The organism is Saccharothrix saharensis (assembly GCF_006716745.1).
Lineage (GTDB): Bacteria > Actinomycetota > Actinomycetes > Mycobacteriales > Pseudonocardiaceae > Actinosynnema > Actinosynnema saharense.
In genome coordinates this window covers 611,227-637,025 of record NZ_VFPP01000001.1, presented here as the reverse complement: position 1 = coordinate 637,025, position 25,799 = coordinate 611,227, and the positions used below count along the sequence as shown (strand labels likewise).

16 protein-coding genes, 2 pseudogenes and 1 CRISPR repeat array are annotated in these 25,799 nt (G+C 67.6%); of the genes and pseudogenes, 9 read left to right on the top strand and 9 right to left on the bottom strand.

Annotation, left to right across the window (positions count from 1 at the left end):
* Positions 1 to 133: 133 nt before the first annotated feature.
* From FHX81_RS02310 to FHX81_RS02300, 3 genes and pseudogenes are all read left to right on the top strand, one after another.
* Positions 134 to 2,956 (top strand): AfsR/SARP family transcriptional regulator, encoded by a 2,823-nt coding sequence (locus FHX81_RS02310; RefSeq protein WP_246107580.1) that lies wholly within the window; start codon positions 134 to 136, stop codon positions 2,954 to 2,956.
* 377 nt (positions 2,957 to 3,333) lie between these two features.
* Positions 3,334 to 4,335, top strand: a pseudogene (locus tag FHX81_RS41740) (transposase).
* Positions 4,336 to 4,391: 56 nt separating this feature from the next.
* Positions 4,392 to 5,651 (top strand): IS701 family transposase, encoded by a 1,260-nt coding sequence (locus FHX81_RS02300; protein ID WP_425473873.1) that lies wholly within the window; start codon positions 4,392 to 4,394, stop codon positions 5,649 to 5,651.
* Between the two features lie 232 nt (positions 5,652 to 5,883).
* On the opposite strand, the gene FHX81_RS02295 is transcribed toward FHX81_RS02300, so the two are convergent.
* Together FHX81_RS02295 and FHX81_RS02290 are read right to left on the bottom strand one after the other, a co-directional pair.
* Entirely contained in the window at positions 5,884 to 6,924 is a 1,041-nt protein-coding gene (locus FHX81_RS02295) for an IS110 family RNA-guided transposase (RefSeq protein WP_141983673.1), read from the bottom strand.
* 215 nt (positions 6,925 to 7,139) lie between these two features.
* Positions 7,140 to 7,628, bottom strand: a complete 489-nt coding sequence (locus tag FHX81_RS02290; protein ID WP_246107578.1) for a transposase — start codon at positions 7,626 to 7,628, stop codon at positions 7,140 to 7,142.
* 877 nt (positions 7,629 to 8,505) lie between these two features.
* On the opposite strand from FHX81_RS02290, the gene FHX81_RS02285 reads away from it, so the two are divergent.
* The 3 genes from FHX81_RS02285 to FHX81_RS02275 all read left to right on the top strand — a co-directional run bounded on the left by FHX81_RS02285 (position 8,506) and on the right by FHX81_RS02275 (position 13,248).
* Positions 8,506 to 9,117 carry a hypothetical protein gene (locus FHX81_RS02285; protein ID WP_141974978.1) on the top strand — a complete coding sequence of 204 codons (612 nt, stop codon included), beginning with the start codon at positions 8,506 to 8,508 and terminating at the stop codon, positions 9,115 to 9,117.
* A 697-nt stretch (positions 9,118 to 9,814) separates the two neighbouring features.
* The gene (locus tag FHX81_RS02280; RefSeq protein WP_141974977.1) at positions 9,815 to 10,300 is read left to right on the top strand and encodes a hypothetical protein; all 486 of its coding nucleotides are present in this window, start codon (positions 9,815 to 9,817) and stop codon (positions 10,298 to 10,300) included.
* On the top strand, positions 10,297 to 13,248 hold the full coding sequence (locus FHX81_RS02275; protein ID WP_141974976.1) for a tetratricopeptide repeat protein: 2,952 nt from the start codon (positions 10,297 to 10,299) through the stop codon (positions 13,246 to 13,248). Before FHX81_RS02280 ends, FHX81_RS02275 begins: the two co-directional genes overlap by 4 nt.
* A 677-nt stretch (positions 13,249 to 13,925) precedes the next feature.
* Here the strand turns inward: FHX81_RS02275 and FHX81_RS02270 are convergent.
* Both FHX81_RS02270 and FHX81_RS02265 read right to left on the bottom strand, forming a co-directional pair.
* On the bottom strand, positions 13,926 to 14,285 hold the full coding sequence (locus FHX81_RS02270; RefSeq protein WP_141974975.1) for a hypothetical protein: 360 nt from the start codon (positions 14,283 to 14,285) through the stop codon (positions 13,926 to 13,928).
* Between the two features lie 73 nt (positions 14,286 to 14,358).
* Positions 14,359 to 14,631: a CRISPR direct-repeat array (repeat unit 29 nt; unit sequence CGGACCACCCCCGCTCGCGCGGGGAAGAC).
* A 225-nt stretch (positions 14,632 to 14,856) separates the two neighbouring features.
* Positions 14,857 to 18,036: a hypothetical protein gene (locus FHX81_RS02265; protein WP_141974974.1), complete on the bottom strand. Its 3,180-nt coding sequence runs from the start codon at positions 18,034 to 18,036 to the stop codon at positions 14,857 to 14,859.
* A 108-nt stretch (positions 18,037 to 18,144) separates the two neighbouring features.
* On the opposite strand from FHX81_RS02265, the gene FHX81_RS43135 reads away from it, so the two are divergent.
* Complete coding sequence (locus tag FHX81_RS43135; protein ID WP_484336716.1) at positions 18,145 to 18,360, top strand: DUF6192 family protein; 216 nt, start codon at positions 18,145 to 18,147, stop codon at positions 18,358 to 18,360.
* A gap of 552 nt (positions 18,361 to 18,912) precedes the next feature.
* Here FHX81_RS43135 and FHX81_RS02260 read toward each other — a convergent pair.
* Entirely contained in the window at positions 18,913 to 19,110 is a 198-nt protein-coding gene (locus FHX81_RS02260; protein WP_141974973.1) for a hypothetical protein, read from the bottom strand.
* A 326-nt stretch (positions 19,111 to 19,436) separates the two neighbouring features.
* Between FHX81_RS02260 and FHX81_RS42910 the strand changes: the two are divergent.
* Positions 19,437 to 20,332: pseudogene (locus FHX81_RS42910) on the top strand (IS5 family transposase).
* 215 nt (positions 20,333 to 20,547) lie between these two features.
* Positions 20,548 to 21,588, top strand: coding sequence for an IS110 family RNA-guided transposase (locus FHX81_RS02250; protein WP_141983673.1), 1,041 nt, complete (start codon positions 20,548 to 20,550; stop codon positions 21,586 to 21,588).
* Between the two features lie 285 nt (positions 21,589 to 21,873).
* Here the strand turns inward: FHX81_RS02250 and FHX81_RS02245 are convergent, their stop codons facing one another.
* From FHX81_RS02245 to FHX81_RS02230, 4 genes are all read right to left on the bottom strand, one after another.
* The gene (locus tag FHX81_RS02245; RefSeq protein WP_141974972.1) at positions 21,874 to 22,431 is read right to left on the bottom strand and encodes a flavoprotein; all 558 of its coding nucleotides are present in this window, start codon (positions 22,429 to 22,431) and stop codon (positions 21,874 to 21,876) included.
* On the bottom strand, positions 22,428 to 23,549 hold the full coding sequence (locus FHX81_RS02240; RefSeq protein WP_170231894.1) for a helix-turn-helix domain-containing protein: 1,122 nt from the start codon (positions 23,547 to 23,549) through the stop codon (positions 22,428 to 22,430). Before FHX81_RS02240 ends, FHX81_RS02245 begins: the two co-directional genes overlap by 4 nt.
* A gap of 180 nt (positions 23,550 to 23,729) precedes the next feature.
* Entirely contained in the window at positions 23,730 to 24,374 is a 645-nt protein-coding gene (locus tag FHX81_RS02235) for a 2'-5' RNA ligase family protein (protein WP_211363352.1), read from the bottom strand.
* Entirely contained in the window at positions 24,371 to 25,705 is a 1,335-nt protein-coding gene (locus tag FHX81_RS02230) for a helix-turn-helix domain-containing protein (RefSeq protein WP_141974970.1), read from the bottom strand. Before FHX81_RS02230 ends, FHX81_RS02235 begins: the two co-directional genes overlap by 4 nt.
* Positions 25,706 to 25,799: the final 94 nt, after the last annotated feature.

Sequence of the window (25,799 nt, the reverse complement as noted above, 5' to 3'; positions counted from 1 at the left end):
CTCGGATCACTTCGAGCGGATTTCTCGGCTGGCCTGTGCGTTGCTCAGCGTCGCGGCAGCGCGCTAAGCAACCGCTAAATTCCCGTTGTAATGCCTGTTCTGAGCCGGTATGCAGGAGAGTGAGGGGGTCGCGGTGGAGGTGGATCGTCGCGTCGTGGTGGGGGTGCTGGGCGAGCTGAAGTTGTGGCTGGACAACCAGCCACAGCCCTTAGGACACGCCCGCCAGCGGTCGGTGCTCGCGGTGTTGGCGGTTGAGGCCAACAGGATGGTGTCGGTGGACAGCTTGATCGACCGTGTCTGGGGCGAGCGGCCGCCGGGCACGGCGCGCTCGGCGTTGCGCGTCTACCTCACTCACCTGCGCCGGGCACTCGCCCCGAGCGGGATCACGATTACCCGGTCGGGCGGCGGCTACGCACTGGCTGTCGAGGCGGACATCGTGGACCTGCACCGTTTTCACCGGTTGCTCGCCCTCGTGCGCGAGCAAACCGATCCCCAGCGTGCCCTGGCGGTCGCCGAGGACGCCCTCGCGTTATGGCGGGGTGAGCCGCTGGCCGAGCTGGACACCGTTTGGGCGCAGGCGATGCGGGAGCGATTACGCCGCGAGCGCACCGCCGCCGAGACCGACCGGATCGACTGGGTACTGGCCTGCGGCCGGCATCGGCAGGTGTTGCCTGAATTGACTACTCGGGCCGAGGCCGAACCTTTGGACGAGCGTGTTGCCGGACAGTTGATGCTCGCGCTGTACCGCGACGGTCGTCAGGCCGACGCCCTGGCCCACTACCAGCACACTCGCCGGCACTTGGTGGACGAGTTGGGCACCAATCCCGGCACGGCACTACACCAGCTGCACCAGCGCATCCTCACCGCCGATCCCGCCCTCGCCCCGACGGAAATTGCAACTGTCACAGTCGCAACCGGGTCGTCGCCGGTGCCGCGGCAACTGCCCGCCCCGCCCCGCTGGTTCACCGGCCGTGTCGACCACTTGGCCGCGCTGGACGCCAACCTGGACCACCAAGGCACTGCGGTGATCTTCGCAATCGGAGGGGCGGGCGGCATCGGCAAGACCTGGCTCGCGCTGGCCTGGGCGTACCGGCACCTCGACCGGTTCCCCGACGGGCAGCTGTTCGTCGACCTGCGCGGCTTCAGCCCGGACGGCACACCCACGGACCCGGCGGTGGCGCTGCGCGGATTCCTCGACGCCCTCGGCGTGCTCCCTGACCGCATCCCGTCCGACATCGAGGCCCGGGCCGCGCTGTTCCGCAGCCTGGCCGCTGATAGACGCATGCTGATCCTGCTGGACAACGCCGCCAACACGACCCAGGTCACCCCGCTGTTACCCGGCGGCGACACCTGCACGGTCTTGGTCACCAGCCGCCACCGACTTTCCGGCCTGGTCACTGCGCATGGCGCTCACCACCGAGCCCTCGACGTGCTCACCAAGGTTGAGGCCCGTGTCCTGTTCGCCCGTCGGCTCGGCGTCGAACGCATCACCGCCGAACCGGCTGCCGTGACCGAGCTGATCGCGTTGTGCGGCGGTTACCCGCTGGCGCTGGGCATCATCGCCACCCGCGGCCGCACCCAACCCGGCCTTCCACTGGCCGAACTCGCCGCTGAACTGCACGAAACCGGGCTCGACGCGCTGGACGACACCGACCCTGCCGCCAGCCTGCCCATCGTCCTGTCTTGGTCCCACCACGCCCTGTCCTCCGAACAGCGGACGGTGTTCGCGCTGTTGGGCATTGCCCCCGGCCCCGACATGGGCCTGCACGCCGCGGCCAGCCTCACCGGCCTGTCGCCCGTGCAGACCAGAACGGCGCTCAACAAGCTGGCACAGGCGTCACTGATCGGCCGGACCGCCGATGGCCGGTACCGGATGCACGACCTGATCCGCCGCTACGCTGTCGACGCCGCCCATCGCGGTCTGACCGAGCAGCATCGGAATACGGCGTTGCGGCGTGTAATCGACCACTACGCGCACACCGCTCACACCGCATCGCGACTGGTACACCCGCACAACCGCGATGTTGTTCCGCGACCGGCTGCACCGGGTTGTCGCCCTGAAGAGGTCCACTCGCAAGTACAGGCATGGGCGTGGTTCCACCGTGAACACGAGTGCGTTTTGGCCGCCCAACACGCGGCCGCCGAGCGGGGTGACCACCGGACAGGGTGGCTGCTGATGAGATTCCTGTACCCGTTTCACCACTTGAGCGGGGATTTTCACCGGCACGCCGCATCCTGTCGAACTGCACTGTCGGCCGCTCTTCACCTCGAGGACCCGGTGATGCACAGCGACGCACACCGCCTTCTTGGCTTAGCACTGTGTCGCATCGAACGGTATGAGGAGGGCATGGACCATCTGCGCATGGCCGAGACCCTGGCTCGGCGACTCGGCGACGCTCGGTGCCTGACACGGACCCACGAAGGTTTCGCTCTGGCCTGGGACCAGCAGGGGCAACACGAGCTGGCGCTACGGAGCGCCACCCGTGCTTTGCGCTTTGTCGCCTCGCTGCACAACCCGGTATGGCAAGCCACAGCCCACACCATCGCGGGCCGCAGCGCGGCACGTCTCGGCCTCCATGAGCTGGCCACGAGCCACTGCCTGGCTGCGATACCCCTACAACAGGAGCACGGCGACCACGACGGCGAGGCCAATTCCGTGTTCACCCTCGGCTTGGTCGCCCAGGACACCGGAGACAGCGACCGGGCGGTGCTCCACTTCCGCCGATCTTTGGCGGTATTCCGAGCCCACGCCAACGCCCCCTTGGAAGCCGACACTCTCGACCTGCTCGGCCACGCTTATGCCGCACTCAGGCAGCAAGACCGAACCCGCGAGGTGTGGCGGGAAGCGCTAGATCTGTACCAAGAACAAAGACGCCGCGAGGATGCTGAACGTGTGCAGCGGCAACTCTGCGAACTCGATCTCGAAGGCGACCCGGCCATAGAATCCGCAAAATAATCCGAACCATTTCGGGGTGGCAAAGAAGCGCGAAGTGCTGCGGGTGCCGGTGGTGGTCGCCTTGTAATCCGGAAAGGTCGAGAGCCATCGGCAACCCGCGGAGTGTCGGGTCTTCGAACGCTCGGTGAGCCTTTGGAGGCGTCCCTATCGACAGGACGGCTGTGACGTCCTGGCGACGCGCAAAGAGCGTCCTGGCCCGGTTGAGCCGATCAGCGCGGAAGATCGCGGCTTGTCACGACGATGACCGCCTAAACGCCCTGAGCTTGCCTTTTTAGGTCCCGGACGGGTGACGGACACCCTGGTTGATCACGAAGCAGCCCTTGGTCGATCATCACTCTTGCGACAGAAGGATGTTCGACCAAAGGGCTGCGTGATCAGTGTGCACCATCTCGACGGCAAGAGGTCACTCGGGGCGTTGTCCGGTTCAGGCAGGAGTTCCACGAGTGTCTGACCCGCCGGGCGGACGGGCTGTTCGAATTGGCCGACGCCGTGCTGTGCGCCGACGGACCGGTACGGACCCTGGTGGGGTTGTCGCTGGCGCCGGGCACCGACGCGGGCACGGTGGTCTTTACGACGCGGTCAACAACGGCCGCATCGGGGTCGACCGGTTACGTGACGCGCTGGCCTGGATGCCGTTACCGCGTGCCGCCGACGGCCGCCTGGTGCTCTCGGTCGACGTCTCACCGTGGCTGCGACCGGACGGCGAGACCTGTCCGCAGCGCTCGTTCTGCCACGTCTACGGGCGCGGTCGCAACGAGCACCGCATGATCCCGGGCTGGCCGTACTCGTTCGTGGCCGCGCTGGAGACCGGCGGAACGTCGTGGACCGCGCTGCTGGACGCGGTCTGCCTGGCGCCCGGCGCGGACGCCGCCGTGACCGTCGCCTAGTTGCGCGGGGTGGTCGAACGGCTGATCGCCGCCGGGCAGTGGAAGCAGGGTGATCCGGAGATCCTGGTGGTGCTCGACGCCGGTTACGACGCGCCGCGCATCGCGTATCTGTTGACCGGTCTGCCGGTGCGGGTGCTGGGGCGGATGCGGTCGGACCGGGTGCTGCGCCGTCCGACTCCACGCCGGGGTCCACAACCCCATGGGCGGACGTTCTCCCAAGCACGGCGGCGAGTCCGTCTTCGGCGACCCGGCCACTTGGGGCGTGGAGGACGTGCTGACCCGCACCGATACCCGCCTCTACGGCACTGCCACCGCACAGGCCTGGAACCGACTGCACCCACGACTGACCCGCCGGGCCGCCTGGATCGACCACGACGGCCCACTGCCGATCATCGAGGGCACCGTCATCCGCCTGACCGTCGAACACCTGCCCTCCGGCGGGGTGAACAAACCGGTCTGTGGTGCTCCGACACCGACGCCGGGCCCGCCTAGTAGGGCTTTGTTAGGTCGAGTGATGGGATGTGTGGGCGGTGTGGTTTCCTGCGGTGGTGACGCCGGAGGAGATGGCCGAGGTGCGGCCGGTCATCGAAGGGTTCGCCGCGGAGGTGTTCGGCGGGTTCGCCCGGCGTGACCAGCGCGGCAAGGGTGAGCTGTATCTGCGTGGGCTGCTGTTGGACGGCAGGCGCAAGTCGATGCAGCCCATGGCCGAGCGCCTCGGTGTGGACCATCAGCAGTTGCAGCAGTTCGTCACCACCTCGACCTGGGACCACGTCGAGGTCCGGCGCAGGTTGGCGGTGTGGGCGGCGGGGTTCGTCGACCCGGACGCGTTGGCCGTGGACGACACCGGGTTCCCCAAGGACGGGACCTCCTCGCCCGGGGTGGCGCGGATGTACTGCGGGGCGTTGGGCAAGCGGGGCAACTGCCAGGTCGGGGTCAGCGTGCACGCGGTCACCGACTGGACCTCGGCCGCGGTGGACTGGCGGCTGTTCCTGCCCGAGTCCTGGGACGACACCAAGGCCGACGACGAGCGGACAGCCGCGGAGATCGCCCGCAAGCGGGCCCGCTGCGCGATCCCCGACCAAGTGCGGCACCGGGAGAAGTGGCGCCTGGCCCTGGACATGATCGACGAGCTGCTGGACTGGGGCATGCCGCGGCGGCCGGTGGTGGCCGACTCGGCCTACGGCGACAACACCGCCTTCCGCCAGGGGCTGACCGACCGCGGTCTGACCTACGCGGTGGCGGTCTCGGCCTCCACCAGCCTGCATCCCGGCTCGACGGCCCCGGTCCCGCCGAGCTGGTCGGGCATCGGCCGCCCGCCGACGAAGACGACCTACCCGGACAAGCCCGTCACCGCCAAGACCCTGGTCACCGAAGCCGGGCGTTCGGCGGGGCGGTTCGTGGTCTGGCGCCACGGCTCCCGCAGGAGCGCGGGCAACCCGACCGCGACCATGCGCTCCCGCTTCCTTGCGCTGCGGGTGCGCCCGGCCAACCGCAACATCCCCCGCGCCCCCGACGGCAGCCTGCCCGAATGCTGGCTACTGGCTGAATGGCCCACCGGAGAACCCGAACCCACCGACTACTGGCTGTCCACCCTGCCCGTCGACATCCGCCTGCGCGACCTAGTCAAGCTGGCCAAAATGCGCTGGCGCATCGAACACGACTACCGCGAACTCAAGGACGGCCTCGGCCTGGACCACTTCGAGGGCCGCTCCTGGATCGGCTGGCACCGCCACGTCACGCTGGCCTCGGTCGCGCAGGCAATCTGCACCCGGCTGCGCCGCACCCCAAAAGCCCCTGCGCAGGTCTGACCCTCTACGCCGTCCTGCGCGAACTCCAAGCCTTACTCGCGGCCTGGACAGGCGTCTGCCACACCTGCCGACAACCCGTCCAGGCCACGACCACACCACAGCAACCGCAGGTCAACAGCACCTAACAAAGCCCTACTAGGGCGTGTTTCAGATGTGGCGTAGCCAGATGTTGATGGCGGCGATGTCGATGGTGGCCTGGTAGCGGACGGCGAGTTTGATGCCCCTATGGATGTCAAGCGGCTTCGGATAGTGGCGTGGATGTGTCGTCAGGACTGTTGATCAGCGAGTAGACCTCGCGGGCGATGTAGCGCTTGAGGCAGCGGATGGCTTCGCGGCGGGTTCTGCCCTGGGCCAGGCGGCGGGCGAGGTAGTCCTGTGTGCGCGGGTCCCAGCGCAGGCGGGACAGGGCGATGCGGTAGAGAGCGGCATTGGCTTGGCGGTCGCCACCGCGGTTGAGCCGTCGACGTCGGGTCTTCCCGGAGGACGCCTCGATCGGGCTGACGCCGCACAGCGCGGCGAACGAGGCCTCGCTGCGCATCCGGTCGGGGTTGTCTCCCGCGGTGATGACGAGCGCGGCTGCGGTGTCCGGGCCGATGCCCGGTCGTCGTAGCAGCTCGGGGACGTGTGTCTGGAGAACCGTCTCGATCCGGTTGTTGAGGTCGTCGATTTCGCAGGTCAGATCGCGGATACGGCGGGCGAGCAGCCGAAGCGTGTATGTCGCGGCCGAGCGGGGATCGGTCGGGGTGTCGGCATCGAGTTCGGCGCAGCGGCGGACGAGTTTGGGGTTGCCCAGCCCGGACAACGAGTCCCTCAACTCCGGGTCGGCGGAGACGAGTACGGCCTTGAGCTGGTTGATCGCCTGGGTGCGCGACTTGATCGCCGATGCCTTCGCCAGCTTGAACATGCGAATCATCTCGACCGGGCCGGCACCGGTTTTCGCTTTCGCGGCAGCGCGGCCGGACAGCACCGCCCTGGCCGCTGCCTCGGCGTCCCCGGCGTCGGTCTTGCCCCGGCGACGCTGGACCTTGTCGGGCTGGTTGACTTCCACCACCGCGATGCCCGCTGCGGTGAGATGACGTGCCAGGGCTGCTCCGTAGGAGCCGGTGCATTCGACACCGGCGTGGCGCACCCTGCCGAAGGACGAGGCCCAGGACAGCACCCGCCGATAGCCCGACACGGTCGTCGGGAACGTCTCACTGCCCAGCAGCACGCCGAGAGTGCTGATCACGGCGGCGACGTGGAAGTCCTTGTGCGTGTCGACACCGAGAACGATCTCCGGCCGGTCGGCCTGGTCGCGTTCGGGCTTGTCGGGGACACTGGGCACGGTCGTTTGTCTCCTGGTCGGCTCTCGGGACGGATCGGCCGTCGCCGGGCCGGTCGGGAGCGGTCAGGACTGTGATGGCGCCTTGTTAGCGGCAAGGCCCCTATCGGGACACGCTCCGCCGGTCCGGCGACAGCAGGCACCGCTCCAGGCCCATGGCCGACAGATCAAACTAAGGACACTTGGTCAGTCGTAGCGCGGGTCAGACCACCGACCCGGAGCGGCACAACATGATCCTCACAGTCGTAGCGGGTGGCGACCGCCCGGTGCTGCTTGAGCAGGTTGATGCCGCACTCGACGGCGTGGCGCTGTTTGTAGATCTCCCGGTCGATCGTGGGTGGCCGTCCACCGGCGGAGCCTTTGGCCTTGCGGTGGGCGGCCTGGTCACGGGGCTGGTCGATGGTGGCCTTGATCCCGCGGTGTCGCGGGTAGGCGCGGTTGGCCTTGGAGCTGTAGGCCTTGTCGGCCAGGATCCGGTCCGGTCGGGTTCGTGCCCGGCCGGGTCCGACGCGCGGCACCGAGATCCGCTCGATCACCGGGACGAACTGCGGGCTGTCACCCCATTGCCCGGCGGTGACCAGCAGGGACAACGGCCGGCGGCCCTGCTCGCAGGCCAGGTGCAGCTTGCTGGTCCACCCGCCCCGCGACCGACCCAACCCGTGATCATCGGGCTCGACCCCTCCGGCCGGGGTGTCGGGCGGTTCGACCTGCAGATCCCCCTTTTACGCGCACCCGCGGCATGCTGGTGCGCCCGCATGATCGTGGAATCCACGCTCACGTCCCACACGATCGACCCCGCGGCGTCGGCGCGCCGTCGTGGACGACCGCGCCGGGTGCGCGGGCCGAGCGTTCGCCAACTCGATCGGCGCGCGGCCGTTGGTGGTGCTGTCCTCGGGCCATTCCGCATCAAGGTCTGGCCACCCTGCGCCCTGACGACGGAGCCGAGCTTGCCGTTCCACACGAGCAGGTCCACGTCGCCGCCGGGCAGTGGGTCGAGGACGTGGGAGAACCACCAGGTCCACGACCCGTCCGCAGTGCACCGGTGCAGCACCCACCCGAAGTACTCGCTGTCCAGCACCCGTAGGTGCGCACCATGGTGTAGAGGTAGGTGCCCTGCGCTGCACTGCGCTGCACTGCGTCCCGCATGACGGCGTACTCGTTGGTGATCCGGTCGTACTTGTCGTGGATCGACCCGGGACCTAGGAACGAGCCCCCGGAGTCGTGGGTCTCGGCAGGGGGTCGCCTTGTCGGGCTGAGCCTTCTGGCTCTGCCGAGGCCACCGCTGTCGTGCGGATACCGAGACGGCCTCAGCGCCTCGGGTGGGATGAGCCTATCCGTGCTTGCTCGTCGCGACGGTGACGAGAGTGGATGTCAAGGCAATCCTGCGGACAAAAGCCGCTTCGAGTGCGACCCCTGGCATGTCCGCTGCTGCGGTGCGATGTGACTCCACTTCAACGACCTGCGTTATGCTGGCGGCCTGCCGCAGCGGCGCTGTTTGCATTGTTCGCTAATACTTGTATCTTGGGGGTAGCCGTGATTGACGACAGAACCGACGACTCTTCACGGTTGTCACCCGACGTGGGCTCCACGCCTGCTGCCAACATCATAACCGGTGGCAGCTACGGCAATGTCGTACAGTCCCAATCGATCGATTCACTTACCATAGGCAACTCGGTGGAGGCGGTGCGAGCGAGCAGATTCTTGGACTGCTACGTTATAGTCAAAGATGTCTTGACCGATGTGTACGAGATCCGTGAAAAGTGCGAGCAAGTATTGCGGCTGAAGTCGGAGCAAGCGAGGGTTGCGCTCGAATCCGACCTTCAGAAAGCGGTGGAGCGGCTCACGGTCAAGAAAGCGCGATTCGAATCGACGCTCTATGCGCTGGAGCCGCTATGCAATGCCTCGGGGTGTCGATTTCTCGAGCATGTCCACGTTACGGCCGAAAGCATGGCTCATGCAAGCGAGTATGTAGCAATCATGGCGATCTGGGGAGGGTTCCCTCCAGGGTATCCGGTCGAGAACATCGCGCCTCTTCATGCGGGTTATCGGAAGCTTCCGGATATGGAGACTCACCGGACAGTGATGCTCACGCTGCTGGAGCGTCTAAAGGGCCTCCTCGTCGTTGACGGACAGTTGGAAGTATAGTCCGATGATGGCACGACGAAGCTGTCACTACCGGGACCGGTGACGGTCATCGACAGGATCCCGCCTGATTGACTGCTTGGTGACCTGGTTTGAATCGCCCGTCAAAATAATCGCAAGTTGTCGATGACTTTCGAGTGGTACAGTATCGCCCTCCACTACGTCGGACACGGGTTGATCAGCAGAACCGACTCTCCCGTTCGCCGGCACATTCGGTGCCAGGACGAGCCGGTTGAACTCCGGGTTTTCTTCATAGGGGGTGTTCTGTGCACTGCTGTACGCGTTCCCTGCAGGTCGTAGGACTGCGAACTGTGGGTCGAGGGGGCGATCGATGGGCTGCCCTTCTTGCTCGGCAAACGACGGCTCGCCGTGCAAAAAGGGTTGACTGTGGGCCGAACAGATGTCGGCGTACTGGTCCACCTGGCGGCGCGGCAGCATGGAATGCCTCGGTTGAGGGGCCTTCGGCGAAATGCCCCTCGCGAACATTGGCTCTCCGGTAGGATGCGGCCATGGATCGGCAGTCGATGTGCCTCGTTGAAGGTGCTCGATGACGAACTGGGGCTCATGGCGGACAAACAGGGTGGGACCCTCTGGGGCTTTATGCCGTCATGCGACCCGGGTCGGCCCGGTCGTTATCAGCCGCCCTCCTGGGCGGAGCTAGTTCAGGGAATAACCTTCGGCGAGCAAGGGAGTATCGACGATGCCTATGGATCCGACGACAGCAGCCCTGGCCATGACCGCCGCGACGACCATCGTGGGGGCCATGGCCACCAGTACCTGGGAAACTGCCCGCACCTGGACCGTGCAGCTATTCCAACGTCGTGGCCGTTCTCCGCAGGAGGTCGAGGCCCAGCTGGACAGAAGTGTTGTCCGCGTGACGCGCGCCGAAGACTCCGGAACTGCCCGTGAGACCCAGATCTTACGTTGGAGGGATGACCTGGAAGATCTGCTATCTGAGCACCCGGATGCTGCTGACGATCTCGAGTCCCTGGTCCGCGAGGTGCAGCAGTTGCTTCCGCCTGTCCAGCAGCAATGGATAGCGCACGTTATTGCACACGGTGGAATTGCTGCGGGAGCTGTGGGACCCGGCAGCGGCGTTCACATCCACAATTACTCAGGCTCTGGACAGGTGCGGCCAGCCGCTTCTGAGCCGAATTCTGTCGCCAACACCGGCGATGCCGAGTGACCCGGTCAGCTGAAGCGCGAGAGGAACCGGAAGAAGCGCGTAATCCCCAATTGATAGTACGTGCGGAGGGCGGCTTCGCCTACGGGGTGATCGGTGCCGACATCCACGTCTTCGGCGACGGCACCCCTCTGTACCTGCTGGAGCTTTGGCGCGTGCCCCGGACTCCGGAGCCGGACTGGTTGCTGGAGTCACCCAGCCGCATGCTTAACGCACGCTACGAGGTGGCGGACTTCACCGGCCGCGAGGAGGACCTGGCCGAGCTGCACCAGTGGCGCGACAGCCGTCCGCGCCGGGCAGCGCGATGGCTGTACGGGCCCGGCGGGCAGGGCAAGACCCGGCTCGCCGCCGAATTCGCCTCCCGGTCCGCCGACCAGGGTTGGACGGTCGTCACGGCGGCCCACGGACCCGGCACCGTCCACCCGCCACCAGGGAGCCAGGACCTGCGGCTGCGCCATGCCCGCGGTGTGCTCCTCATCGTCGATTACGCCGACCGCTGGCCGCTGACCCATCTGTCCTGGCTGTTCAGCAACGCCTTGCTCCACAAGCCCGACATGCCAACACGCATCCTGCTCCTCGCCCGCACCGGCGACTCCTGGCCCGGCGTGCGCGCCACCCTGGCCAATCACGAGGCGAGCACCTCCACCCACGAACTCGCGCCGCTGTCCTCCGACGGCTCCGCCCAGCGTGCCGAAATGTACGATGCGGCGCGGAGCAGCTTCGCGGCCTTCTACGGAATCGCCGACCCCAGCGACATCCCGCCGCCCGCGTCCCTGGACCACGAGGACTTCGGGTTGACCCTCGCCGTCCACATGGCTGCCCTGGTCGCTGTCGACGCCCGAGCCACCGGCAGCCGCCCGCCGTCGGATATGGCGGGCCTCACCGTCTACCTCCTCGACCGTGAGCACCTGCACTGGGCCCGCCTGCACGGTGACGGCACCCATGAGTTGAACCCGGCGGAGCGTACATACCGGACTTCACCGCAGGTGATGAACCAGGTGGTGTTCGCCGCAGCGCTGACGGGCGCCGTCCCTGCACCGACCGGCGTGGCGATGCTGCGCGACCTCGGGTTGGAGCTCGATGCGCCGCAGATCCTCACTGATCACGGCGTCTGCTACCCGCCCGCTAACCCCACGATCCCCACCGTCCTGGAACCGCTCTACCCCGACCGCCTCGCCGAGGACTTCCTCGCCCTGACCCTGCCCGGACACACCGCTGACTACCCGGCCGCCCCCTGGGCCCCGGCCACCGCAAAGACCGTACTCACCGCAGAAACCGCAGAGACCGCGCACACGGCGAGGACTTGGGGCCCCACCGGAAACGCGCCCACGGTGGGCGAGGCCGCCCCTCCCCCCTACCTCTCCCGCGCCATCCCCACCCTGACAGCGGCAGCGGAACGATGGCCACACGTCGGATCCGACTACCTCTATCCGCTGCTGAAGCAACACCCCCAGCTGGCCGTCCAGGCCGGCAACGCCGCTCTGTTCGCACTCGCCATGCAAGAGAGCGCCGACACCGACGCTCTGGAGGCCATCGAAAGGCTACTGCCCCACGGACCGCACGCAGACCTCGCCCAGGGCATCGCCGCCATCACCTACCGCGTCATCTACCAACGCATCGAACGCACCGACGACCTCCGCCTGAACGCCATGTACCGAACCCAACTCGCCGAACGGTTGCACTATGCCGGCTTCCACGAGCTGGCCGCCGACATGGCCCACGCCAGCGTAGAGATCTGGCGCCGACTCGCCGATGACGAACCGTTCATCAACGCGTCCCTCCTGGCTTCCTCACTGAACTGGTACAGCACTTACCTCGCAAAGCTCGGCCAGCGAGAGGAGGCGCTGCAGACGGCCGAAGAGGCCGTCGCACTGAACCGCCGGCTCATCGACGGCGACCACACCACCTCCCACGACGAGCAGACACTGGGAGACGCTCTGGGCAACCTCGCCACCCGGCTGTCCGAAGTGGGCAGGGGTGCCGAAGCCCTTGCTGCCGCAGAGGAGGCCGCCGCCATAAGGGACCGCCTCGGAGCCGCCGGCGTCCACTTCTACGTGAGTGAGAACGCCCGCGACCAGCTCAACCTCGGCGCGCGTCTGGCAGATCAAGGGCGTACGGAGGAGGCCCTCGCCGCGATCGAGAAAGCCGTGATCGGGTTCCGAAAGGTTGTAGAGGTCAATCCCGCAGCCCACACCTTCGAACTCGCCACGGCACTGAACAACTACGGCAGCCACCTGCTCGAGGTCGACCGACTCGCCGACGCCCTCGCCGCCGCGGAGGAGTCCGTGACGCTGTGGCGTCAACTCGTCCTCAAATCGAGCCTTGCCCACGATCAAGGGCTCGCCATGGCTCTCTTCAACCTGGGAACCTGCAAAGTGGCTGCGGGACACCAGGCCGAGGCATACGCGGCCACTGACGAATCGGCCAAGCTCTACCGCAAGCTCGCCGCCCGGAACCCTGCGGCCAATGATGAGAGCCTGGCGACAGTGTTGGGCCGCCTCACCACCCTGCTGCAGTCCGAGGAACGCTACGCCGAGGCCCTGCCGATCACCACGGATAGGGTGGCCGTATGTCGTCGGCTGGTCGCGGCCGATCCTGCGGCGTACGAAGCAGGACTCGCACATGCCCTGTTCGAGCAAAGCATGATGCTCTCCGAGTGCAACCGGGAACTGCAGGCCCGGTTCGCCGTTGAGGAAGCCGTCGACATCCACAGACGCCTGGCCGGAGCGGACCCGGCTGCCCACCTGCCGCGCCTCGCCCAAGCCCTGTACGCCTTGAGCGCGTCGAAATACGACATGCATGACGACATGTCGGAAGTCCTGAACATCCTCTCGGAGAGCATGGTCATCTACCAGCACCTCGCCACCGCCGATCCGGAGACCTTCGCCGACACCGCGCGGGAAGTCAGAGCCACCTTCGCAGAGCTCTTGCCGGAGCCTCAGGGGCTGTAGCCCAACCCGCCGAAGACCTGGTCCATCACCGACTTCCGTCGGCGCAGCGCAGAGAGCGGCCTGGGCGTCGCGGCTGATTCAGCGGCCGCTCACAGCGGCGGTCGAACGGGCTCCACCCACGGCGCAGGCTGTGTACGGCGAGGCTGAACCACTCAGCGAGGTCACCGACGGTGTCCGTTAGCTGCTGCGGTCGAGAGCCCCGAGCGCTTGTCCGGAAGGGAGACGAAGGGTGTCCTGTGCGCCAGGCTCCACATCAGGACGTGTGCATGCTCCTGATCCTCGGAAGATAGCTGAAGTTGCCGTGGCCCACCGGAGAGTCAACTCGTGGTACTTGCGCAGTTGAATGTAGTTCAACCGAGTGGCGTTGCCGCCACCGACCCGTCGAACGAACGTCCTCTTCTGCCGACGAGCGGACGTGTCGGGGGCGCGGGCAAAGGCTCACCTCCGCGATCAGGCCCGTCGTGGCGCCTCCTGCCGCTAGGGTCGCGGGGTGATGACCAACCCCGGTTCCGGTCCTCCACCGGAGCGGCGGTGGACGTGGAAGCATCCGGTCGGCCCGCGTTGGCTGCTCCGCAGTGACATCGGCGTCAATGACACCCATGACGACATCTCGTTGGCACTGCGCGCGGAGATCGAAGGACTGTTCGTCGACCTGCCACCCCGGCCGCGGGAGCGGTTCACGCTCGTCGACTGCACCCCTGCCGGCATCTCCCGATCTCCTCGACCGGCTGCCCGCCGAGGCACTTGGTACCGAACGATAAGCATGGCAGTTCGCTGTCGATGATCTTCGCCGGCCACCATGCCCGTTCAAGGCGCGCGGCGGCATGTGCCGACACACCGGGTGCCAGCACCGGGGGAGCACCGAGTCCGGCGAGGCTCAGCGACCTGGCGGCAGCAGCGGCGACGTCATGAGAGCTGCTGCAGACGTCGACGACCGGCGCGTACCAGTGCCCGTCGGCGTGGGCCATCGATTCGAAGTCGGCCGCTTGCACGACACGGCGGGACAGGTAGGGCTCCGAGACGTCCAGCAGAGCCATGCTGGCAGCGAAGTTCGTACCCCCGCTCGCGCGGGAAAGACCCGGGTAACGCGGTGGCCGCCTTGCGTCATGCCGGACCACCCCCGCTCGCGCGGGGAAGACTCGGTCAGCACCGCCGCCGCGTCGGCGCGCAGCGGACCACCCCCGCTCGCGCGGGGAAGACGGCGAGCGCAGGCCCAGCCGGGTCGCTGTGCCCGGACCACCCCCGCTCGCGCGGGGAAGGCTGCGCGTCCTCCGGGTGGGGCATCCGGAGGCCGGGACCACCCCCGCTCGCGCGGGGAAGACCCCGAAGGGGTGAGCAACAGAAACGCGACACCGGGACCACCCCCGCTCGCGGGGGGAAGACACTTCTTGACCAGGCACGATACACGCCGGATGGTTGATTCTCATTCGGTTTGGTCGCATGGGGAAGACTGCTGATCGGCTGTGGTGTACTGACCTGTAGCGACCGCTGGCTGCTCTCAGCAGGAGTCTCACGACGGTACTCCGACCCGACGGCGAGCCTGAGTTTCGCCTGTTGTGGCGACGGGCAGTGGGCACCCGCGAGCAGCCGCACCGCGCAGGCACCTGGCTACGCCTGGTTCTCGTAAGGTGTCAGGTCGGCGGCGGCATCATGCCCGAGTTCGACCAGTCTGGTCCGCAGCGGCAGGAAGTTGTCGTCCGGGCGGTCGCCGCTGAGCATGTGCAGGGTCTTGAGCGCGACCTGGGCGACGTGGTGCTGTTCCCACGGTTCGCCGCGGCCTTGGAGCAGTAGGAGGATCCTGGTGCTGTCTCCTGGGACCGGAACGGTTTCGCAGCGGTCGGCGATCTCGCCAGGGTAGTCAATCCGTCCTTCAGTGAGGGTCAGGGTTCGGGCCGTGAGCGGTGCCCAGATGGTGTCGGGCAGGCCGGTGACGAAGGCCCATCGTCCGGTGCGGCGCAGCACCTCAACAGGGGCGACGTCGCGGTTGGCGTCGAGCAGGGCCTGCCAGAACCGTGTCGCGGTGGCGAGCACTGGTGAGTCCGCCGAGCTGTTCTGCACCAGGTGCGCCATGTCCTCGGCTGCCTCGGCCAGGACGGCGGGATCTTTGCGCAGAACCGCGATGACCTCGTCGACGTCGTAGCCGGGTTCGCCGTGCAGGGTGCCCAGCAGCAGGCAGGGGACCGCGCCGGCGCTTCGCAGCGCCGCGGCGATGATCTCGTCGCGCAGGGTCTGGTGCAGCCACGGGGTGGTGTACCGGGAGTACGCGAGCACGAGGTCCACCGTGGCCCGGCCGATGTCGCCGTCGCGGAACAGCGCCTGGACCCGGGAGTCGAGCCAGACCGGGGCGATGCGCTCCAGCCGTGGGCGTTCCCATGCCAAGATCGCCCGGTATCGCATGGCGACCAGGCCGGTTGTCCGGATGACGCGGTCGAGGGTGTCGAGGAACCGCGGGCGGATCGCTGCGGTGTTGCGCTGTTCCCAGTCGGCCAGGGCGAGCACCGTCTGCAACCCACGTCCGTGCGGCGTGCCGATCGCCCGGTTGTAGGAGACGTCCACCGGGTCCTCGTCGGCTTCGGGTGGGGAGTCGAGGGCGGACAGTGCCCAGGACCAGGCGGTGTCCAGATGCTCGTCGGCCATGGGTGCGTCGTGCTCGGCCAACGCGGTGACCAGCTCGATGATGGCGGTGTCGACGTTGTGCCAGCCAGGCTCGAAGTCGAAGTCGTCGTTGCCCAGAATCGTCGGCGCCCACCGCCGGGACCTGGCCAATCGTGCCGCGGCGATAATGCCCCCGGCGTAGGAAATGACGTCGGCTGCCTTCTCGGTCAGGGCGCGGAAGTAGTGCAGCACGTACACGGGTTCGCGCAGCGTCTCGACCACGGCGACGGGGTCGGTCGACCACGTCGAGGGCGCTGCTGCGACGACGGCCTGAAGGGTGCGGGCCAGCTCGCGGGCGCTGATCAGCCGCTGCTCGCTGTCGGCGTCGGGGCGCCACCCGGCGATCAGCCGGGCGGCGTCGAGTACGGGCAGGGCCGCCAACTGCTCCTCGGTGTAGGCAGACTGCCCCCACTGGGAAAAGAAGGCGGGGATCCTCCGGTCGAATGCCTCACGGTCGAGCCTGCCGTGGTGCTCGGCGACCGCCGTGATCGGTTCCTGCCATCCGGTGAGCAGGTGTTCGGGCAGGATCGCCGACCAGCGCCACGCCCTGGCCCAGTCCCGGGGCAGCACGGCGGGGTCGGCCGGGAGCGGTGAGGGGGAACCCAGTGCGTCGGTCCACGCGGCGAGCCGGGCGGGACCCGGGCGGGCGGCGAGTACCGCGTCGACGAGCTCCTGGTCGTCACCGGTGGCCGTCGGCGAGGCCAGCCGGCGCGTGATGTGGTCGATCTTGTCCTGGAGCGGGATGTCCTCGGCGCAGGCGAGGATCCGGCAGACGAGACGTTCACCGACCTGGCCGGGGATGGCGGTGACCCAGGCGAGCAATTGCCGGCTCGCCACCCCGAGCACCTGGGCACGTGCCATCATCCGGGCGAGGTAATGGGAGGCCACGATCAGGAACTGCCGGTCGTTCTCGCCCAGGTCCGTGGTCAGCCGGGCGATGCCCAGGGCGACCCAGTCCGCGTTCTGCGCTCCGGCGGCCAGGCGGACCTTGGCCGCGACCATCCGGGTCCGCTTCTCGACGTTGTCCGGGGTCATCCCGGTCTCCAACCGGTCCAGCAGCAGCTGGTAGTAGTAGTTGTCCCGGTCCATAGGGCCGGCGTTGAGCAGCGCGGTGCCCACACGCTCGACGAGGGGATCGGTGGGGTCGGCGCGCTTCACCGTGCCGGCCGCCAGTGACCGCACCGCCCGCACATCCGGGTGCGCGGTGGCGATGTCACCAACGATGGTGTGGCCGTCGGCTCCCAGTTGGGTGGCCATGGTCAGCAGCATGAACCGGGCGTCCAGGCGTTGCTCCGCCGGTAGCTGCTTGCAGTCGGCGAGCAGTCGTCGCGCCAACGCCGCGACCGCCGCGGACGCCGAGCGCCCCAGCCCTTCCAATAGGCCGGCCACCGGCCACGGTGTCCCGGACTCCGGCAGGCGCACCACACCGGCCTCGTACAGCGGGTCCAGCCAGGCCGGGTCGACCAGACGGGCGAAGAACAACCTCAGGTGGTGCGGATTCGACGCCGTCTCCCGCAGACGGTCGACCTGCTCGGCCCCTCGCCACGGCTGAGCGGCCAACTCCCGAAGCCTCAGCACGATGGCGTCCGGTGGCGTGAACATGCGCACGAACCACGCCAGCGTGTCCTGATACGACCCGGTGACGGTGTCCAGTGCCGTGTCCCGGTGCAGGCCCTGACTCACGGTCCTGCGCAGGCGCTGGTACTCGATCACCGGGTCGAGGTCACCAGCCAGCGGGTCGACACCGGACTTGTCCCGCAGGTAGCCCAGCAGCCGGTTCTGGTGATAGGAGTCGCGCTCCTGCTTTTCAGTCGTTTTACGGATCACGGCCCTGAACACATCCAGCGACGCGGCGTCGTCGTTGCCCGGCTGGGCCGCCTCGCGCTCGAACCGCTCCCACGCCTCGACGACCACCGGCAACCCGCCCGGCACGGGAGTACGGCCGGTGACCACCGCGTCCAACGCCTCGCGCAGGTTGTACGCGGCACTCTCCGCCAACCGCAGACCCGACTCGTCATGCACCGCCTGCATGATCAGAACAGCCGCGGTCCGCAACGCCGCCACAACCTTCTCACCTTGCGCGGACAGCTCGGCCACGACGCGCTCGACCACCTCCGGAGGCAAGTCGAGCAACAAACGGTTGTCGTTCTGGCTCATCGTCACGACTCAGTGTGAGCACCACGGCCGCATGAGCCCGACCCGACGCGCCGAACGCCCGCTGCAACACGCCGCGAGACAACGATCGCTTCGCTATGCCGTCCGCCGCTGCAACCGCAGTCAAGAAACCGACGGTGGATGCCGGACAAGACCAAGCGGCTGATGGCGTGGCAGATCAACCGACCGGCGACTGTGCGCAAGAAGGTAAACACATCCACCCGACCCGGCAGAAACCACTCCTCTCCAAAACGCCGACGGTTCGCGCCCGTCGCCAGCGAACCAGGTGACCGCAACCCGTAGTACATGGCTGGCGGCCGCGACTACCCGCCGACACCACCGCAACGGAGTACGGCAGATGGACCACCCCCCGCTCGCGCGGGGAAGACACTTCTTGACCAGGCACAATACACGGTGGATGGCCGTTTTTCGTTCGGTTTGGTCGCGTCGGGACGACTGCTGGTCCGCTCTGATGCGGTGACGCTGTGTCGGCTGTGGTTACCTAACGGCGGGCACGGTGCGCCGATGTCTCGCGTCGGTGTGGTGGGTGCGTGCCGCCTGCTCAGTGCACCTTCACCCGCCGGATGACGCGTTCGGGTGCGATCACCGGGTGTTCTCCACGCTGTGTCTTACGGCCAGGGCGTGTGACACACCTCGCTGTGTGCCGTCGGTTCGAGACGAGCGCCTGACTTGGTCGAATCCGGCTATGGCGCTTGCTGGTCAGGGCGGTTGTGAAACGTCGGGTGTCGACGTTGGCGGCGGGGTTGGCCGGCCGTGGTTGTCACAGCAACGTCGGTGCCGAGGTGGGGTGATGGGGGGCTGTAGGTCGATGCCGGTCGGGGGTGGACGCGCCGGTTACTTTGGGTTCTGGTTCATGTCGGCGACGAGCTGTAGGTAGGCGAGTTCGTACGGGTTCGTGTCCGGTGCTTCGCGGGCGTCGGCGAGGGCCTGTCGCAGGAGGCGATCGGCGTGTTCCCTGGTCGCGCCTAGGTGTTCGGCCTGCTGGTGGTAGTCCTCCTCGGACTGGATGGCGTCGGTGTAGGGGTTGTTCACGCTGTAATGCTGCCTCGGAGTACTCGAGCTCGCCGATCAGAGGGTGTGGTGGAGCTGCCTTGCTGTCGATGCTGCGTTCGCGCTTCGGCTGATTCCCGGTGACGATGAATGGCCGTCGGTGCTGGAGGTGGTCGGAGTGGGCCGTGCGGCCGTTGTTGCCGGTGACCAGCCGGTCATCCCGCCGATGCTGGCGACCCTAGCGCGTGTTTCAAAGGTGAGGTGAGCGGCGGCGTGTCGGTGGCCGGAACGTGGCGAGGTCTCCGGTAAGTGGTTTAGCGACCAAGCAAAACCGCAGTACCGGAGACCTCGTGGCCAGCGTAGTGGCAGTGGGGCGGGCCGACCTGACCGACGCGCAGTGGGCGGTGCTGGAACCCTTGCTGCCTGTCGGTGCCAAGCCGGGCCGTCCGCCGAAGTGGAGCAGGCGGCAGTTGATCGACGGCATCCGGTGGCGGGTGCGCGTCGGTGCCCCGTGGCGCGACATCCCGCCCGACTACGGCCCCTGGCAGACCGTCTACGGGTTGTTCCGCCGCTGGCAGCGGGCCGGAGTCTGGCGGCAGGTCGTGGCCGCGTTGCAGGCCCGCGCCGATGCCGCCGGGTCGATCGTGTGGGACGTGAGCGTGGATTCCACGATCATGCGGGCGCACCAGCATGCCGCGGGTGCGCGTAAAAGGGGGATCTGCAGGTCGAACCGCCCGACACCCCGGCCGGAGGGGTCGAGCCCGATGATCACGGGTTGGGTCGGTCGCGGGGCGGGTGGACCAGCAAGCTGCACCTGGCCTGCGAGCAGGGCCGCCGGCCGTTGTCCCTGCTGGTCACCGCCGGGCAATGGGGTGACAGCCCGCAGTTCGTCCCGGTGATCGAGCGGATCTCGGTGCCGCGCGTCGGACCCGGCCGGGCACGAACCCGACCGGACCGGATCCTGGCCGACAAGGCCTACAGCTCCAAGGCCAACCGCGCCTACCCGCGACACCGAGGGATCAAGGCCACCATCGACCAACCCCGCGACCAGGCCGCCCACCGCAAGGCCAAAGGCTCCGCCGGTGGACGGCCACCCACGATCGACCGGGAGATCTACAAACAGCGCCACGCCGTCGAGTGCGGCATCAACCTGCTCAAGCAGCACCGGGCGGTCGCCACCCGCTACGACTGTGAGGATCATGTTGTGCCGCTCCGGGTCGGTGGTCTGACCCGCGCTACGACTGACCAAGTGTCCTTAGTTTGATCTGTCGGCCATGGGCCTGGAGCGGTGCCTGCTGTCGCCGGACCGGCGGAGCGTGTCCCGATAGGGGCCTTGCCGCTAACAAGGCGCCATCACAGTCCTGACCGCTCCCGACCGGCCCGGCGACGGCCGATCCGTCCCGAGAGCCGACCAGGAGACAAACGACCGTGCCCAGTGTCCCCGACAAGCCCGAACGCGACCAGGCCGACCGGCCGGAGATCGTTCTCGGTGTCGACACGCACAAGGACTTCCACGTCGCCGCCGTGATCAGCACTCTCGGCGTGCTGCTGGGCAGTGAGACGTTCCCGACGACCGTGTCGGGCTATCGGCGGGTGCTGTCCTGGGCCTCGTCCTTCGGCAGGGTGCGCCACGCCGGTGTCGAATGCACCGGCTCCTACGGAGCAGCCCTGGCACGTCATCTCACCGCAGCGGGCATCGCGGTGGTGGAAGTCAACCAGCCCGACAAGGTCCAGCGTCGCCGGGGCAAGACCGACGCCGGGGACGCCGAGGCAGCGGCCAGGGCGGTGCTGTCCGGCCGCGCTGCCGCGAAAGCGAAAACCGGTGCCGGCCCGGTCGAGATGATTCGCATGTTCAAGCTGGCGAAGGCATCGGCGATCAAGTCGCGCACCCAGGCGATCAACCAGCTCAAGGCCGTACTCGTCTCCGCCGACCCGGAGTTGAGGGACTCGTTGTCCGGGCTGGGCAACCCCAAACTCGTCCGCCGCTGCGCCGAACTCGATGCCGACACCCCGACCGATCCCCGCTCGGCCGCGACATACACGCTTCGGCTGCTCGCCCGCCGTATCCGCGATCTGACCTGCGAAATCGACGACCTCAACAACCGGATCGAGACGGTTCTCCAGACACACGTCCCCGAGCTGCTACGACGACCGGGCATCGGCCCGGACACCGCAGCCGCGCTCGTCATCACCGCGGGAGACAACCCCGACCGGATGCGCAGCGAGGCCTCGTTCGCCGCGCTGTGCGGCGTCAGCCCGATCGAGGCGTCCTCCGGGAAGACCCGACGTCGACGGCTCAACCGCGGTGGCGACCGCCAAGCCAATGCCGCTCTCTACCGCATCGCCCTGTCCCGCCTGCGCTGGGACCCGCGCACACAGGACTACCTCGCCCGCCGCCTGGCCCAGGGCAGAACCCGCCGCGAAGCCATCCGCTGCCTCAAGCGCTACATCGCCCGCGAGGTCTACTCGCTGATCAACAGTCCTGACGACACATCCACGCCACTATCCGAAGCCGCTTGACATCCATAGGGGCATCAAACTCGCCGTCCGCTACCAGGCCACCATCGACATCGCCGCCATCAACATCTGGCTCCGCCACATCTGAAACACGACCTAGGCCGAGTTGCACGACCTGGACGAGGCGGTGCTGGCTCGGATGCAGTGCCAGCAGGTGCTCTAGGAGCCCGGCCGCGACATCGAGATCCTGATCGCGGAGGCCGCGCGGCCGCATCCGGTGCGCACGCCCACCAAGACGGCGGCGCAGCTCGACCGGTTTGTAGGCAAATTTCCGGCAGGCGGAGGACACTAGGCGGGCAGTTCGGGTGGGGCTGTCGCGGTAGCTACTCGTGTGAATGTGCTGATGATCGTGTGCCAATGGAAGTCGGCGAGGCCGTCGGGTGAGCGGGTGGTCACGTCGTCGGGGTTCATCGCTGTCACGTGCGCGGCGAGGAGTGTTTCCAAGCTTGTCTGGTATGCGGGGTGTTTGCGGAGATGTTCTTTGACGCACGGTACGACGACAATCGGTACTTCGGTGCCCAGGAGTTCGTTGAGTAAGCCCAGGGCGAGGTTGTCGCTGATGCCGTGCGCCCACTTGTTGATGGTGTTGAAGGTGGCGGGGGCGACGAGTACGGCGTCGGCTCGGGGTAGGGAGTCCCGCTGTCCTGGTGGGCTTGCTTCGGTTCTGATCAGTGTTCCCCTGCGGGTGGTGAGGTCGTCGAGGTTCATCCACGATGCTGCTATGGGAGTGGCGACAAGGCACACCTGCCATCCGGCGGAGCGAAGAAGATCGATCAGGTGCGTGATACCGAGTACCGGTGGTGCGGCTGTGACGATGAGGTAGACGGTGCGTGGGCCGCTGTTCATGTCAGGACGCCGATCCGTTTGGCCAGACCTCGCAAGCCGGGTGTCTTGCTGCGTTGTTCGCGGGTCATGAGTTCGCCTACGAGCGTTCGCCCGGTCTGTTCGGTGGCGAGCAGTTGCGGGGCGACGCGTTCGACTTCGAGCAGGTGGATGACTGCCAGCGGGTCATCACCGAGTTGGGTGTGTGCCCAGGCGTTGTCGAGGTGGAAACGTCCTTGTCGGCCGTGCAGTCCGGTGGGCAGGGTGGTGACGTCCACGGGGTCGGCTTGGGCGAGCAGCAGGCGCGGGTCGTCGGCCGATGCGGCTGTGGATACCCGATGGATCTGGACATTGGTCGGCCCGAATGCGGTGAAGCCGATGTTGCCGTCGTGTCCGAGTGCGGCTGCAAGTTGTTCGGCGTGGTCGAGGCGTTGACGGGTCTCGCTGTGATCGTACCGTTGGGCGGCGATGACGGCGGCGATGAGCGCCATCATCCCTTGCCACGTGAGGCTGTGCGGGTCGCTGCCGTGGAGGGTGGCGAGGGTGGCGACAGCGTGCCGCTCGGCTTCGTCGAAGGCGTTGAGGCGAAGCAGGGCGCAGGTCAGTTGATAGGCGGCGGAGGCCTGCCCGAAGACATCATCGGCGGTCTCACTGGCGGTTCGGGCTTGTTCGGCGGCCTCGTAGGCGGCGATGCCGTCGCCGATTTTCGTGGCGAGCTTGGCGGCCAGGACCGAGGCCTGGCACTGCACGTTCAGCGCTCGGTACTGGTCGTCGCCGGTGCTGTCGTCAACCAGCGCGGCGACCGTCTCCAGCACTGCGGGCAGCGCCCGGCGGACTTCGTCGTAGCAGGCCGCCTGGTAATCGCGGTGCAGCCTGTCGACCAATGCCGCGGCATAGCGCGGAGCACCGGGAGCCGACCTCACGGCCGCACTGGTGCGCGGTTCGCCGAGCAGTTGCTCGAGTTGGTCGAGGGTGACGTCGAGGGCGTCGGCGAGGGGCTGTCGGTATTCGGGGTAGGGGGCGCTTGTGCCTGCTTCCCAGCCGCGGATGGTGCGGGGGCTGACGTGTAGCAGCGCGGCCAGGCCCTCCTGGGTGAACCCGCGCTTGGTTCGCCGCTCTTGGAGCTTCCCGCGTTTCGCCATCCCCGTCGTCCCCTTCGTGTCCGGGTCCGAAACAGTAGTTGAAACGGTGGGGAAGCAGCAGGTGAATCGAGCCGAAGCTCGGTGCATCACCCGTTCGACGGATGAGCGTTGCCGCAGGATTGCCGCAAGTCTGCCGCTAGATTTCCGCCTCTGGCGCGCCGTCGCCATCCGCGCAACCGGTCACGTCCGGGACGGTGTGCCCCCGCCGAGCGGTACTGAGGCGACGTCGGTCCACTCGTATGCCTTGCGGTCCCTGTTGAGATTGATCAGCGACACCGAGGTCACGGTGACCTCGCCGGTGTATCCGCCGTGGGCGTCCAAGGCTTGCGCGACGGGTTCGGCCGGGCCTGCGGTGTTGGAGTAGCCGAGGCTGACGTGCGCCCGGAATCCGGCCTCGGGCTCGGGCACGTTGTCGTGCCCCCAGACGTCACCGATGGCGGCGCGGATGGCCAGCCGCAATCGAGCCAGCGGTTCCAGTGGTCGGGCGGGCATCTGGATGGTCTCGGGGTCGACGTGGGCCGGGCCGATGGCGACGGTGAACGGCTCCAGCTCGGCGCAACGCTGGCGGGCGGCCCGCACGATGCGGTCCACGTCGTCATCTGCCACCTCGTCGGTGAAGCCGATGCCTTGAAGCGTCAGGTGCAACCACCGGCTCGGGACCGGGTCGAGTTGGGGCAGCTTTTCCAGGACGGGCGCATAGTCGGCGACGAGGCGTTGCGCGCCCGGCTGGTCGGCGAACGTGACGTGCCAGGTGTAGAAGGATCGGCCGGTCTTCCAGCCAGGTCGCCACCACCAGTGGTCGCGCATCGGCTCGGTCGCACTCACGCGGTCAGCTCCTCGATCACGGTGTCCCTGCGAAAGTCGGTAACGGCCCCGTGGATGCGCCGCGCTGTGGCATCGGTCGAGCCGCCGATCTCTGTCGCCAGTGTGCCTACCTCGGTCACGCGGTGGACCAGCGGGCGGACCCGGTTGACGGGAGGTGTGTCGAGCACCGGGCGCAGGGCGCCCTCGGCGCTGGCCAGATCGCGCAGCACGAGGTGCGCCTTGACCTGCTGGACGCGGGTCATGCGCTCCGAGCCCCGGTTGCGGAGTTCATTCGGGGCGGCTTCAAACGCCGCCACGGCCCGGTCGGCGTAGGCCAGGGCACTGTCGGCGCGGCCCAGCACCAGGTCGGTGTCCGACCACAGCGATCCGGCGCGCTCCAGCGAGCAGGTCAGCGGCCCGGCGAGTTCGTCCTCGGCGCGCGTGACGGTCTCGGCTATCTGCTGCGCCTGAAGTAGCGTGCTGTCGGCCCTGTCGGCATGTCCTGCGCGGGCCAGGTCCAAGGCGAGGGCGCTGGACAAGAACAGCTTGGCTGTGCCTGTGCCGGTGTAGTTCAGGCCGTCGGCCGCGTGCTGGGCGGCGGTGTCGTAATCGGCCTGCCAGAAGGCCGCGGTGTGCTGGGTGGCGCGTACCCAGGCACGTAGCGGGTTGTGGTCGGCCCGCTCGGCGCACATCCATGCCGCGCGGGCGTGGTCCTCGGCGGCATCGGGGCGGCCGAGGTCGACCGAGATCCAGGACAGCAGGGTGAGCGACCACCCGGCCGCGGCGTATAGCTCGCGGGCGTGACGCGGGGCCTGATGCCCGGACAGCAGGCCAAACGCCCGGTCCCGCAGCGCCAGGGTGCGGGAGAACAGCGGCAGGGTGGGTACCTTGAGGTAGGCATGAGCGATACGCCGCACCTCGGTGTGCATCTGCTCGATGGTCAGATCGCCGACGTTGGTGGATTCCGCCCAAGAGAGGAAGTCAAAGGACTCCTCGGCCGCGTTCATCAGCAGCTCCTCCACATTGTCCGGCTTCCTTTTGCCGCCCGAGGATCCTGCGAAGAAGGCTGGGACTCGACCTCGTCCGGCGGTGTGAACTGTAGTGGAGTCGAAGCGCGCCGCAGAGGTGATTCCGGATTCGCCGAGGGAGAGTCCATCGAGGAGTCGGTCAAGGCCGTCGAGGGTTACATCGAGGGCGTCGGCGAGCGGTTGGCGGTGTTCAGGGTAGGGAGCGCTGGTGCCCGCCTCCCAGCCACGCACGGTACGAGGGCTGACGTTCAGCAACGCGGCCAAGCTCTCCTGGGTGAACCCACGCTTGGTTCGCCGCTCCTGGAGCCCTTCGCGCTTCGGCATCCCCGCTGCTCCCTTCGTTCCCTGGACCCGGAACGGTAGTCGGGACGGCAGAGAAACAGCAGGTTATTCGGCATCGTGGCATGGTGCATCACCC

Coding starts and splice junctions, on each gene's coding strand:
- FHX81_RS02280 (WP_141974977.1), top strand. CDS start 9,815: ATGCCTATGGATCCGACGACAGCAGCCCTGGCCATGACCGCCGCGACG.
- FHX81_RS02270 (WP_141974975.1), bottom strand. CDS start 14,285: ATGGCTCTGCTGGACGTCTCGGAGCCCTACCTGTCCCGCCGTGTCGTG.
- FHX81_RS02245 (WP_141974972.1), bottom strand. CDS start 22,431: ATGAACAGCGGCCCACGCACCGTCTACCTCATCGTCACAGCCGCACCA.
- FHX81_RS02240 (WP_170231894.1), bottom strand. CDS start 23,549: ATGGCGAAACGCGGGAAGCTCCAAGAGCGGCGAACCAAGCGCGGGTTC.
- FHX81_RS02230 (WP_141974970.1), bottom strand. CDS start 25,705: ATGCCGAAGCGCGAAGGGCTCCAGGAGCGGCGAACCAAGCGTGGGTTC.